At 60.4% G+C, this 13,739-nt stretch carries 9 protein-coding genes; 7 read left to right on the top strand and 2 right to left on the bottom strand.

The genetic code is table 11. The features are described 5' to 3' along the window. Positions 1–203: 203 nt before the first annotated feature. Positions 204–560, bottom strand: a complete 357-nt coding sequence (locus ACYVIA_RS16215; RefSeq protein ID WP_460842576.1) for a YciI family protein — start codon at positions 558–560, stop codon at positions 204–206. 190 nt (positions 561–750) lie between these two features. Between ACYVIA_RS16215 and ACYVIA_RS16210 the strand changes: the two genes are divergently transcribed. The 5 genes from ACYVIA_RS16210 (at position 751) to ftsH (ending at position 10,767) form a co-directional block, all read left to right on the top strand. Beyond that, positions 751–1,101 (top strand): hypothetical protein, encoded by a 351-nt coding sequence (locus ACYVIA_RS16210; RefSeq protein ID WP_460842574.1) that lies wholly within the window; start codon positions 751–753, stop codon positions 1,099–1,101. 252 nt (positions 1,102–1,353) lie between these two features. After that, entirely contained in the window at positions 1,354–2,610 is a 1,257-nt protein-coding gene (locus ACYVIA_RS16205; protein ID WP_460842789.1) for a metallophosphoesterase family protein, read from the top strand. Between the two features lie 7 nt (positions 2,611–2,617). Then, a complete protein-coding gene (locus tag ACYVIA_RS16200) occupies positions 2,618–6,076 on the top strand; it encodes an AAA family ATPase (RefSeq protein WP_460842571.1) in 3,459 nt (1,152 codons plus the stop codon). 104 nt (positions 6,077–6,180) lie between these two features. Then, complete coding sequence (locus tag ACYVIA_RS16195) at positions 6,181–8,550, top strand: DNA polymerase II (RefSeq protein ID WP_460842569.1); 2,370 nt, start codon at positions 6,181–6,183, stop codon at positions 8,548–8,550. Positions 8,551–8,904: 354 nt separating this feature from the next. After that, positions 8,905–10,767 (top strand): ATP-dependent zinc metalloprotease FtsH, encoded by a 1,863-nt coding sequence (gene ftsH, locus ACYVIA_RS16190; protein WP_460842567.1) that lies wholly within the window; start codon positions 8,905–8,907, stop codon positions 10,765–10,767. A 169-nt stretch (positions 10,768–10,936) separates the two neighbouring features. Here the strand turns inward: ftsH and ACYVIA_RS16185 are convergent, their stop codons facing one another. Beyond that, positions 10,937–11,740 carry a dienelactone hydrolase family protein gene (locus tag ACYVIA_RS16185; protein ID WP_460842565.1) on the bottom strand — a complete coding sequence of 268 codons (804 nt, stop codon included), beginning with the start codon at positions 11,738–11,740 and terminating at the stop codon, positions 10,937–10,939. Between the two features lie 123 nt (positions 11,741–11,863). Between ACYVIA_RS16185 and ACYVIA_RS16180 the strand changes: the two genes are divergently transcribed. Next, a complete protein-coding gene (locus ACYVIA_RS16180) occupies positions 11,864–12,835 on the top strand; it encodes a GlxA family transcriptional regulator (protein WP_460842563.1) in 972 nt (323 codons plus the stop codon). Between the two features lie 257 nt (positions 12,836–13,092). Beyond that, the gene (locus tag ACYVIA_RS16175; protein WP_460842562.1) at positions 13,093–13,620 is read left to right on the top strand and encodes a DUF421 domain-containing protein; all 528 of its coding nucleotides are present in this window, start codon (positions 13,093–13,095) and stop codon (positions 13,618–13,620) included. The last annotated feature ends 119 nt before the right edge of the window (positions 13,621–13,739 follow it).

Raw genomic sequence — 13,739 nt, 5'->3', positions numbered from 1 at the left:
CGGTCCCTTGCCAGGCGTGATGTGGCTTGTTGGAAGCTGCTGTTGTCTTCACCAGGATCGTGAATCGCATGATGGTTTCTCCTTCGCATTGGACAAGGGGCAGGTACGGGACAGTCTGTCTCGTTTTAACCCGGCCCTTGTCTCTACGACGAGCGGAAGTCGCCTGAATCGACACGTGACGGAGAATCTTTTTGCAAGCGGATTCAGTCCTCGTAACAGGGGGCAAGGCTGCGCACTTCCACCGTGCACCACTCCGCGGCAGGGCATTGCGCAGCGATACTGATGGCTTCTTCGCGGACCTCGGTATTGACCAGAAAGAAGCCCCCGATCATTTCCTTCGCCTCCGCAAACGGCCCGTCTACGACACGGCGCTGGCCCGCCTGCACCTGTACCCTGGCGGCGCTGGAATGGGAGCTGAGCGATTCCGCCGCAAGCAGCAGGCCGCGTGATTGCAGATCGTCGGCAAAGCGCAGCATCCTTTCATAGACGGCCTGGCCTTCGGCCTCACTGCGCGTCTTGCGTTGAGCAGGCGGCTCGAGAATGAGCAACATATAAGGCATGGCATTTCCCGATTGTTAAGAGAACCTGATTCTAGCGAAGCTGCCCGTTACAGGCTTGAGCGTGGTTGGCAGAGCTGTGATATCGCTTTGAGAATTGCCGGAATCCAATTAATATCCGTGATCCGTCACAAAAATGCAGAGTTATTTATTGTGACGTATCACAATAAATAACGAGAAAGAGACGGCACCCATGCAGAGGAAGGCTGCACCTGAAAAGCGACTGCCAGAACCCGCAAAGCGCGGTCGCGGCCGGCCACGCAAGGCCGATGCCTTGACGGATGCCCAACGCGCAGCGCGCTACCGTGCCAGGAAGAAAGAGAAACTGAAGGCGGCGCAGAAAGACTCCACGGATCAGGCGCAGGTACATTCGGCTGCCTCATCCATCAGGGAAGATGTCCTCGCAAAAGAACTGGACAGAGCCGACAAGCGGATCAACGATCTCACGGGAGCCTTGGACGTGGTGGTGTCGATCGCGTCGAAAGGAAAGTTGATTCCCGCCGATGTGCTGGCCGGGCTTTACCGATTGCTGTCGAGCAGATAGGGGATGTTTTCACCCGGCACGGTTCTGCAGCGGGGCTCGGGCAACAGCAGGCTCTGTATTGTTCCCGGGTTTCCTGTTTCCGCTGCTTGACTTCTGTCGACGCGCACAGGCGGTTTGATTTAAGATCGCAGCCCATCAGCGATGCTCCTGCCTGCAGGCCCGATCGCTTTCCTTGATACCATCCTTCCCTTACCACGCTAATCCAGACATGACGCTCGATGCTGGTAACAGAGCGCATTCCATGTACATATGATGAGATTCATCCATACGGCGGATATACATCTGGACAGCCCCTTGAGCGGGCTCAGTGCCTATCCGGACGCACCGGCAGACATGCTGCGGAGCGCGACACGCGACGCATTTACCAACCTGGTCAACGAAGCCATCGACCAGCAGGTCGACTTCATGGTGATTGCCGGCGATCTATACGATGGCGGCTGGAAGGACCACAACACCGGCATCTACTTCTGCCGCGAGATGGGGCGGCTGAAGAAGGCCGGCATCCCGGCCTATATCAAGTTCGGCAACCACGACGCCGAAAGTGAAATGACAAAGAAGCTGCAGCTGCCGGACAACGTGTTCACGTTCGAGTCCCGCAAGCCGAGCACATTCATCATCGACCATTTGAAAGTCGCGCTGCACGGGCGCAGCTTCAAGCTGGCCGCCACGACGGAAAACCTCGCTGCCGGCTATCCGGCGCCGGTAGCAGGCATGTTCAATATCGGCGTGCTGCACACGGCACTGGGCGTGCAATCCACCCATGCAAACTATTCGCCGTGCAGCCTCGACGAGCTGCATGCGAAGGGCTATCACTACTGGGCCCTCGGTCATGTGCACGAGTACCAGATGTGGCAGGGGCCTTCGACCGTCGTTTTTCCGGGCAACCTGCAGGGACGGCACATCCGCGAAACCGGCCCGCGCGGTGCGGTGCTGGTGACGGCAGACGATGCGGGCGTGCAGCAGGTCGAGCGGCTGTTCGTCGACGTGCTCCGCTGGCACAAGCTGGACATCGACGCGAGCAGTTGCGCAACGATGGCGGAGGTGGTGCGCGCCATCGGGCGGGAACTCGACGCCGTGGTGCAAGCCAGTCCCTCGCACATGCCATGTGCGGTGCGCGTTGTCGTATCGGGCAAGACGTCCGCCCATGGCGAACTGTTCGGCATGGAAGCGCAATTGCGTGCCGAGGTACTGGCGCTGGCCGCCGCCATTGCGCCCGACCGCCTGTGGATCGAGAAGGTCAAGACAATGACTTCCGCGGCAGACGATGGAGAAGCCATCCGCGCCCGTGGCGATGCGCTCGCCGATCTGCAGGAGTTGCTTGAGAAGGCAGAGACCGATCCCGACTTCCTCAAAGGCCTGCAGGACGACCTGATGACGCTGGTGGCAAAGGCGCCCTTGGAGCTGCAGGAGGCGGTTCCTTATTTCAGTGACATCCGCTCCGGGAACCTTGCCGCGCTGGTGCGCGAGGTCCGCCCCGGCCTCGTGTCGCAACTCGCAGGAATGGAGTAGGCGGGATATGCGATTTCAACGACTCGACCTGCTCAAGTACGGCAAATTTTCCGGCCGCTCGCTTGAATTTCCCTCGTCAAAGCGGGACTTCCACCTGATCGTCGGCCCCAACGAGGCCGGAAAATCGACGACCCGCTCGGCCATCCTCGACTTGTTGTTCGGCATTCCCGCGCGCTCTGCAATGGGCTTCGTATATCCGCTGAACGAGCTGCGCCTGGGCGCTGCCATTGCCAACAATGCCGGTTTACTGGAATTTCACCGCGCAAAAGCGCAGAAGCAGACATTAAGGACGCCGGTTGATGCCGTCCTGCCGGATAACGCGCTGGTGCCGTATCTCGGCACGGCGGACCGCAACTTCTTCGACCAGATGTTCGGCCTCGACCACGGGCGCCTGGTCGCGGGTGGCAACAGCATCCTGAACGCGGAAAACGACGTCGGACAGGTGCTGTTCCAGTCGGCTGCCGGCATTGCTAGCCTGGGCAAGATCCGCGATGCATTGCTGGCGGAGGCGGACAAGCTGTGGGCGCCGAAGAAGGCAGCGGCCCGTGCCTATTACAGCGCCGCAGAAATGCTCGAAAAAGCGAATGCCGCACTGAAGGAGGCAACGGTCCGCCCCAAGGTATGGGCAGAAGCCCATTCCCGGCTCGAGTCCGTCATGGAGGAGCTGGACGCGGTGGGCAAGCAGCTGCGGCAGCTCGACGTCGACCGCAGCCGGCTTGAAAGAGTGCGCCGGGTTGCGCCGTTCCTGCACGTCGTTCGGGAGATCGAGCGCCAGCTCGACCAGCCAGGCGCGATCATCGAACTGCCCGTCGATGCCGCCAGCACCCTCGCGGCTGCCACGCAACGTATTGCCACCGCAGAAAAGCTCCAGGAACTGCACCGTACTGAAGCGGAAAAGGCCAACCAGGAGCTGGGCGCGATACACGTCGACGCCGCCATTCTGGCGCTCGCCGCGGACATCACCTCGCTGGAGGAATGCAGGCTCCGCTTCAGCGCGCACGAACATGACATCGGACGACGGGAAGAAGAAGTCGGGGCTCTGTTGGCCGATGTGCGCAAAGCATGCATGCAACTGGGTTGGGACTGCGGCTCGGTCGACGCGCTCAAGTCACGTCTGCCGTCCCTGCTTGTCCGTCGTGAACTCTCACGCCTGTCTCGCGCCCAAAGCGGATTGGCACAAACGCTGCGCGCGGCCGAGCAGGCCGAACACGCAAAGGCAGCGGAGATCCGGCAGTTGTCACAAGAGCTGGACGGGGTGCATGTGAACGAGGTGAGCCCGGCACTGCGCGTCGCACTGAACAATGCGCGGAGCCTTGGCGACCCCGAGCCGGTCTTGCTGAAACACGACAGCGAGCTCGCAAGAGCAAAGGCTGCGCTCGCCGAGATGGAGCGCGGGCTGGGGAAGTGGAACATGCCGGTGGCCGAACTGGCGGCACTGCAGTTGCCCGGACCGGAAGGGCTCGTGCAGGTAACGCAGGACAGGAACACGCTCGTTGCCGACAGGCGGGCACTGGGCAAGCGCATTCAGGAGCAGGCTGAAGTTGTCTCGCTGATTGAACTGAAAATCGCCCAGATCAGGGACAAGCACCTTCCGACGCCGCCCGAAGCGGTCGCGCAATCGCGGCAGGAGCGGGATGCAGCATGGTCTGCGATCAAGGAGGGCACCGTCAGCCTGCAGCAGGGCGCGGGCGAGTTCGAGACCAGGCTGCGTCGTGCGGACGAGCTGGTGGACAAGCGGCTCGATAACGTCGAAGTCGCGGCCGCACTGCAGAACCAGCAGCATCAGCTTGAGCAGGCCATGCTGCAGCAAACCATGCTTGGCGAACAGATGTCGCGCCTGAAAGAAGAAATCGCGCAGTTCGACAACATTTGGAACGAGACGGCCACGGCAATCGGTCTGCCCGGCATGCGGCTTGACGACATCGCTGACTGGATGGCCAGGCGCGAGAAGACGCTCGCCGCGGCAACAGCGTACCAGGAGGCGCAGGAACGGGCCGACCAGTTGGCGCGCGCGTTGAACGACGCAAGGCAGTCGCTGGCAAAAGCGCTTGCTGATGCCGGCTTGCAGGTCTCGGACACGGATACGCTTCCTGCCGTGCGCGTCCTGGCAGAAAACCATATCCGGTCAATGGAAGCCGCCGGCGTGAAGCGTGAAACGCTGGAAGGGCAGCTCAAGGCCGCGCAATTGCAGATGCAGGCGCTGCAGCAATCAACCGCATCCGCCAGGGCCGAGACCGACCGCTGGAAACAGGAGTGGATGGCAGCGCTGGACATCGCCGGCCTTGCAGCCGAATGCACGGTCGGCATGGTGGAAGGCGCGCTCGAGCTGATTGCGCAGATTGAGGAACAGCTGGAGAAAGTGCGTCAGATCCGCGTCGAGCGGATTGATGCAATGAAGGCCGACCTCGACAGGTTTGCAGCGCAGGCAGACCGGCTCGCACAACATTTCGGCACCGGTTTCGACGGCTGCACACCGGAACAGATCGCACGGGAGCTGGTAAAGCGGCTCTCGGATGCGAAGGCGGCCCAGGCGGAAGCCAGCCGGCTGCAGGAAGCGCTCCGGGCCGCCAATGCGGAGGCGCGGCGCTCCCAGGAGACGATCGAAGCAGCGAACGCCAGCCTGAAACCGCTGATGGATCGTGCCGGCACCGAGTCGCTGGCCGCACTTTCCGAGGCGATTACGACTTCCGATGCGCGGCGCCAGCTGCTTTCCGCCCTGGACAATGCGAGAAAACAGCTCGCCGAGGGCGGCGACGGACTTAGCCGCGAGCAACTGGAATCCGAGGTGAACGCTGTCGATTTGTCGCAGTTAACGGCGGAACTCGAACACACGACAGCCGAACACGCTGCGGCCGTGCAGCGGCAGGCAACACTGTTTGCGGAAAAAGAAAAGGCCTGCAGCGTGCTGCAGGCGATCGGCGGTTCCGAAGCTGCCGCGCTCGCCGAAGCCCGGCGGCAGGAAGCCCTTGCCGCGATGGCGGACGCTGCCGAGCGCTACGTCAAGGTCTATACCGCTGGCCGGTTGTTGCGCTGGTCGATCGATCGTTACCGCGAGGAGAAGCAGGGGCCATTGCTTGGGCGCGCCGGTGCGATTTTTGCAAAACTGACGCAGGGCGGCTTCCAGCGACTCGTGGTCGATTTCGAGGCGCAGCCCATGGCGCTGGAAGGACAGCGCGCGGATGGAAAGCTGGTTCCCATCTCCGGCATGAGCGACGGCACCCGCGACCAGCTCTATCTGGCGCTACGGCTCGCCGCGCTGGAGCTGCACCTGGAGCAGGCGCCGCCGCTGCCGTTCATTGCGGATGACCTGTTCATCAACTATGACGACGGCAGGTCCGCGGCAGGGTTTGAAGCGCTGGCGGCGTTGTCGGAGAAAACACAGGTCATCTACCTGACCCACCATGAGCATCTTGTCTCGCCGGTGCGGGAAGTGTTTGGCAGTGAGGTTTCGATCATCCATCTTTGACTGGTTTTCAAGAGCCTGTTCGAGGCGACTGTAGGACATCGTTTCACGAAGCAGGGGCGGGCATTGTCGGTGCCCGCGACCGTATGTACGTTAAAGGCAGAGCGTTGGAGCAGGCAAAACAGGGATTTCTCCTGACCCGTCATTGGCAGGACACGGCCGCCGGCACGGAGGTCGCATTCTGGCTGGCGACTGACGACGGCCCGCGTCAATTGCGCCTTGCGCCGCAGCCGTCCGTCGCCTTCATCCCGGCCGAGCAGGGCGAGCAGGCAAAAGCGATATTGCGAAACGAACGCTCCTGCGAGCTGCGCCCGCTAGCCTTGAGTGACTTCCATCGCCGCCCCGTCATCGGCCTGTATTGCCGGCAGTATCGCCAGCTGTTGAAGCTGGAAAAGCGCCTGCGGGAGCAGGGCATCGATGTCTACGAAGCCGATGTGCGCCCGCCCGAACGGTATCTGATGGAGCGCTTCATCACCGCTCCGGTGTGGTTTGACGGCCAGCCAGTTTCCGGAAACGAGAGCCTGCTGCTCGACGGGCAGATGAAACCCGCCCCCGGCTACCGTCCGCGTCTGCGAATGGTATCGCTGGATATCGAGACCAGTGCTCGCGGTGACCTGTATTCGATCGCGCTCGAAGGATGCGGGCAGCGCCAGGTATATATGCTCGGTCCGGCAAACGGAAGCGAGCCTTCTCTCGACTTTGACCTGCAATACTGCGACAGCCCCGCGCAGCTGCTGGAACGACTGAACGAGTGGCTTGCCCGGCACGACCCCGACGCCATCATCGGCTGGAATCTGGTGCAGTTCGATCTGCGCGTGCTGCAACGGCATGCCGAGCAATACGGCGTCCCACTGCGCCTTGGGCGGGATGGCAGTCCGCTGGAATGGCGCGAGCACAGCCGGCATCAGCACTACTTTGCGGCCGCAGCCGGTCGCCTGATCATCGACGGCATTGAAGCGCTCAAGTCGGCGACCTGGAATTTTTCCTCCTTCAGCCTCGAGCATGTCGCGCAGACACTCCTGGGCGAAGGCAAGGCCATCGACAATCCTTATCAGCGCATGGCGGAAATAGAGCGCCGTTTCGCCGAAGAGAAGCCGGCACTGGCGCGCTACAACCTCAAGGATTGCGAGCTGGTGACGCGCATTTTCGAGAAGACCGAGCTGATGAGCTTCCTTCTGGAACGTGCCAGTGTGACCGGCCTGGCAGCCGACCGCAGTGGCGGCTCGGTTGCCGCCTTCGAACATCTGTATATGCCGATGATGCATCGCCAGGGCTATGTCGCACCCAACCTCGGCGATGTCGTCGGAGAGAACAGCCCCGGCGGCTTCGTGATGGATTCGCAGTCCGGACTGTACGACTCGGTGCTCGTGCTCGACTACAAGAGCCTTTATCCGTCGATCATCCGCACCTTCCTGATCGACCCGGTCGGGCTGGTCGTCGGCACAGGCAGTACAGACCAGGATGCGATGGTTCCCGGTTTTCGCGGTGCGCTCTTTTCGCGCGACAAGCATTGTCTTCCTGCCATCGTCACGCAGATCTGGCAGGCGCGCGAGGCGGCCAAGCGCGAGCGCAACCAGCCGCTGTCCCAGGCGCTGAAAATCATCATGAATGCGTTCTACGGTGTGCTCGGTTCCAGCGGCTGCCGTTTCTTCGATCCGCGCCTGGCTTCGTCGATCACGCTGCGCGGCCATGAAATCATGCACCGCACGCGGGAACTGATCGAAGCGCAGGGCTACGACGTGATTTACGGCGACACGGATTCCACGTTTGTGTGGCTCAAGCGCGCGCACTCGGAGGAAGAAGCGCTCGAGGTCGCCGCAACGCTGGTCGATCATGTCAACCGATGGTGGAAGCAGCGGCTGCGCGACGCATTCGGCCTTGAAAGCGCCCTCGAGCTCGAGTTCGATACCCATTACCGGCGATTCCTGATGCCGACGATACGCGGCTCCGATGAGGGCAGCAAGAAACGCTATGCTGGACTGGTCGCCACGCCGGACGGCAACGAGGAAATTGTCTTCAGGGGAATGGAGTCGGTGCGCACGGACTGGACGCCGCTGGCGCAGCAGTTCCAGCAAGGGCTCTACCTGCGCATCTTCAAGGGACAGGCATACCGGGACTACCTGCGCGATTATGTCGACCGCACCCTGAGCGGCGAGCTGGATGAGTTGCTCGTGTACCGCAAACGGCTGCGGCGGCCGTTGGTGGAATACCAGCGCAACGTGCCGCCGCATGTGCGCGCCGCACGTGTTGCCGACGACTACAATCGCGCGCAGGGGCGACCCTTGCAATACCAGAGCGGCGGCTGGATCCGGTATGTGATGACGGTTGCCGGGCCGGAGCCGCTGGAGAATCGGCGCGCACCAATCGATTATGACCACTACGTCAGCCGCCAGTTACAGCCGGTGGCCGATGCCATCCTGCCATTCCTTGATGACAGCTTTGCAACGCTAATCAGTCCTCAGCAGATTCTGTTCTGACGGGTAATAATATGGTTCGCACGCGACTGAACCCGGAGAGATATTTTTTGCCTAAACTCATGCACTTCGCGGACCGTACTGGCGCCAACCGCTTAACCAAAGTGCTCGATGCTCAACGTGGCTCACCGTATCTCGATAGTGCTGTGCTTCTCGACCGACCGTGGCGCAAATACATCCAGGTTCGAGGCGCAGCAAAGACTTTGGCTCTTTTCTCCACTTTATCCGAAGTAAGCATCCGAAATTATTCGGTTTATCACGGGGCTTGCCATCTGTAGAATCGCCCCAAAGTTGTAACTAAATCCCCGCTTTACATGGGGTTGCAATCCCGTCACTGGGTTTTTCAAAGGAACGTTAGTGAATCCCAAGCATATCCGCCTCATTATTTCCGCGATCGCTGCATTTTTCGTTTTCACGTTCATCAGCCAGCAGTTCAACTCCGCTGGCCAGTCGGGTGCCTCCGTTGCCTATTCCGACTTCCTCGATCAGGTGAAGGCCAAGGCCATCCAGGAAGTCGTTATCGAGGGCACAAAAGTGTCCGCCGTGACGACTGATGGCAAGAAGCTCACCACGAATACGACCTTTCTGGACCGCGGCTTGGTGAACGACCTGATCGAGAACGACATCAAGTTCGACGTGCGCAATCCGGAAGGGCCGTCGTTCCTGTCCCAGATCTTTATTTCCTGGTTCCCGATGCTGTTGTTGATCGGCGTGTGGGTGTGGTTCATGCGGCGCCAGCAGGGCGGGAAGGGCGGAGGCCTGTTCTCGTTCGGCAAATCCAAGGCACGATTGCAGGACGCAAACTCCAATACCACTACGTTTGCCGACGTAGCAGGCTGCGAGGAGGCACGCGAGGAGCTGGACGAGATCGTGGAGTTCCTGCGCGAGCCGCGTAAATTCCAGCAGCTCGGCGGACACGTTCCCAAGGGTGTGCTTCTGGTCGGCCCTCCGGGAACCGGTAAGACGCTGCTTGCACGCGCCATGGCGGGCGAAGCACGCGTGCCGTTTTTCACCATTGCCGGCTCGGACTTTGTGGAAATGTTTGTCGGTGTCGGCGCGTCGCGCGTCCGTGATCTTTTTGAAAACGCGAAGCAGCATGCACCGTGCATCATCTTTATCGACGAAATCGATGCCGTCGGTCGTGCCCGCGGAAGCGGCATGGGCGGTGGCAACGACGAACGTGAACAGACACTGAACCAGATGCTTGTCGAGATGGATGGCTTCGAGCCGAACTCCGGCATCATCGTCGTTGCTGCCACCAACCGTGCCGACGTGCTGGACAAGGCGCTGCTGCGCCCGGGACGATTCGACCGTCAGGTCATGGTCGGCTTGCCGGATATCCGCGGCCGCGAAAAGATCCTTCGTGTTCACATGCGCAAGGTACCGCTCTCACCCGATGTGCAGGCTGACATCCTCGCGCGCGGCACGCCGGGATTTTCCGGTGCCGAGCTGGCGAACCTGGTCAATGAGGCAGCGCTGTTTGCTGCTCGCCGCAACAAGCAGGTCCTGGACATGCAGGACTTTGAGGATGCCAAGGACAAGATCATCATGGGTCCGGAGCGCAAGTCAGCCGTCATGCGGGAAGAAGAGCGCCGCAATACCGCCTACCACGAGTCGGGTCACGCGGTGGTTGCCAAGCTGCTGCCGAAGGCTGATCCGGTACACAAGGTCACGATCATGCCGCGTGGTTATGCGCTTGGCCTGACCTGGCAACTGCCCGAGCATGATCGCGTGAACATGTACAAGGACAAGATGCTGGAAGATATCGCCATCCTGTTCGGTGGGCGCATTGCGGAAGAGATCTTCATGAACCAGAAATCGACTGGTGCATCGAACGACTTCGAGCGGGCAACCAAACTTGCCCGTGCGATGGTGACCCGCTTCGGCATGTCCGAGACGCTTGGCACGATGGTTTATACCGATGAGCAGGATGGTTTTGGCATGAGTGCGCGCACGGTTTCCGAGGAGACCCAGCAGAAGGTCGATGACGAAATCCGCCGCCTTCTCGATGGCCAGTATGCTTTGGCGCGTCGGTTGCTCGAAGATAATCGCGACAAGGTCGACATCATGGCGAAGGCGCTGCTCGAGTGGGAAACGCTCGATGCAGACCAGGTCAACGACATCATGGCGGGAAGCGCGCCGCGCGCACCGAAGTACGTCACCGAGAGAAAGCATACGTCGGGTGGCGGAACGGGGCCGGTTGTTCCGGCAGTGGCTTAATGCTTGATTCGTGAACGCGTCAGGGGCAGGCGAACCTGTCCCGAGCGAAATCAGCTTTCCAAGATGTTGAAACGGCAGCTTTTCCAGCTGCCGTTTTTTTATGCCGCACGTCGGTCACACGCTGTTTCTTGGCATTAGCGATGCGTGGTCAGTCAGCAGCGATATCTGATCATGAAGCAAGCCGCTGCCTGAAAAAGCAAAGGATCTCGTCGCGGGCGGCAATCGTCGGCTGGCCGGCTTCGTCAATGAGGTGGGCTGTCACCACGCTATGCGGCCCGCCTACCACTTGCTGAAAGAATGGTGGTACGTCGCGGTTGGCCGCGCTGTCGGGCAGCACCCGCGGAATGAAGCGATCTCCGAGTGCTTCGGAGTACGTGGCGAATCGCTGCGCCGTGCAGAACCTGTCTCCCTGAAAGCGATAGGCCATCACCGTCAGGTTTTCCCGGTCGAGGCGTTGCCGCACCGCCTTCAGTTCGTCCGGAGCGATCTCCAGACCTGCAGGATCGTCGAGCGGAAGAGAGGGTTGCGCGAGTACCGGCGCAAGCATCGCAGGTTCAAGCATCATTGTGAGCGCGAAGTTTCCGGTAAAGCACATCCCAATGGCGCCGACGCCCGGACCCGTGCATTCCTGATGCGCCAGTCGCGCGAGCGCGCGCAGCCAAACAGTCACCGGACTGGATTTGTTTGCGGCAAAGGCGCGAAACTCCGCACTGACGCATGCCCGCTTGAAGATGACCACGCCTTCCTCGGCACTCGGCACCGCACCATCGCGCCCGAATAGCGAGGGCATATAGACAGTAAATCCCGCATCCCGCACCCAGCGACTGAAGCGGGCGACATGCGGACTAATGCCCGGCATCTCCGTCATGACGATCACCGCCGGCCCGCGTCCGGCGACGTGCACCACCTTTGTCACGCCGTCGAGAGTGATTTCGCGCGGTACGAAATCGTCGAGCGTATCGTTCAAATTCATATTCTGTTGCGACATCGGCCGGCCTCCTTCTGATTGAATACTTGTGGGTGAGGCACCAGTCTGCCGCGTCCGGCAGAAATGAAGAATAGTCGCTTATGACGTTTTCCATGCCAAAATGGACAAATGAAAACCATCCTCATTCTCGCACTCGACGGCGTGATGGATTCCAGCCTTGCCATCACGATCGATACGCTCAAGGCCGGGCAGGCTTTTCTGTCCGCGGCAAAGAAAGCCGGCCAGATACGGATCCTCGTGGCCGGCTACCGAAAGCAGGTACGCACCGGCAACGGCCTGCAGCTGAAGCCGGACCTGACGTTCTCGGAAGTGATCAAGGGAGCACACTGGCCGGACTGGATCGTTATCCCCGGACTTGGCCTGGTGTCTGGCGACGCACTCACAGCGCGTTTCAAGCAGAAAGATGCGGCGGCTGCCATGGAATTGCTTCGAAGCGCACGCGGCCCGGTCCGGATCGGAGCGTCGTGTTCCTCCGTATTCCTGCTCGCACAGTCAGGACTCCTCGCCGGACGCAGAGTCACCATGACTTGGTGGCTCGCCCATCTCTTCAGGGAGCGGCATCCCGAGGTGATGCTCGACGAGACAAAGATGCTCGTCCGCGACGGTCCGTACTTGACTGCGGGATCGGCTTACTCCCAGCTCGACCTGATGCTCGCCATTGTCGCCGACACGATGGGCACGGCAACGGCGCATCTTTGCTCGCGTTACCTGATCATCGACCAGCGCCCGTCACAGGCAAGGTACATGATTCAAGCCCACAACCAGCATGCCGATCCGACCGTCATCGCCGCGGAACGCTGGATTGATGCGCATCTTTCCGAGCCGATCAGCATTACCGGACTTGCCGCAGCACTGGCCGTTTCCCCGAAAACATTGGCGCGGCGCATCGATGCCACGACGGGAGTGTCTCCGATCAAGTTCATTCAACGGCGCCGGCTTCTGCACGCGTCCCATCTTCTTGAAACGACTTCCATGTCCATCGAGGCTGTCGCCGCCAAAGTCGGCTATCAGGATGGCACCGCACTGCGCAAACTGATCCGGCGGGAGTTCGGCACGACACCGGCGGCACTGCGCGGTTAGAGTGGCTTCGTCGCGCTGATTCATGACGTACCGCTGGTTTTTTCAAACACGCTGGTTGCAGTGCTGTCGAGCGACGCGACTGATGTTTTTCTGCTGCGTCGACACCTAACGCGACGATAGGACCGATTCTTGCAGCAGTCCGCGTCGTGCATTGATCGCAAAATCTTCTCGCTGCAAGCATTACGGTTGTCACGCTCTACGTCGAAGACGTTGGAGCACCATGTAATTTTTCGCGGCGAATAAGACTGAGGACTGCCATGCTGTTTGACAGCTTTAACGATCTGTTTCGAATTGCGGCCATAGGACTGCTCGCTTACGCGGGGACGGTGTTTCTATTACGCGTGAGCGGAAACCGCACACTGTCCAAGATGAACTCCTTCGACCTCGTGGTGACGATTGCCTTCGGCTCCACCTTGTCGAGCGTCCTGATTGACAGTACGGTAAGCCTTGCGGACGGCCTCCTTGCGATCGCAATGCTGGTCCTGTTGCAGTTCGCCGTCACCTGGACATCGGTGCGCTATGCGTTCGTTAACCGGATCATCAAGACGCAACCCACCTTGTTGGTGTTAGATGGAAAGTTCATCCGCAACGCGATGCGCAAGGTCCGCATTACCGAGGACGAAGTGAGGTCAACAGTACGCCAGCACGGATTAGGGAGCATGGATCAGGTTGCAGCTGTCGTGCTGGAAACCGATGGCAGCATGTCGGTTATCAGCGACCGGTGCCGCGGTTCACTCGAGGCATTGCAAGGTGTACGGAACGATGGCGAAAGGAAAGTTCCGTAACCAATGGGTTCCTCCTTCCTGCGCATATTTACAACCGCTTTGTAATTCGTATTTGCCCAAATTTTTTTCTTGACCGTGCAGCATGTCGGACGCTGCGGCGCCACCGCTTGCGGTGTTTG

The organism is Noviherbaspirillum agri (genome assembly GCF_054780595.1).
The sequence above is the reverse complement of the archived record's forward strand: the minus strand, read 5'-3'. Positions and strand labels throughout refer to the sequence as shown.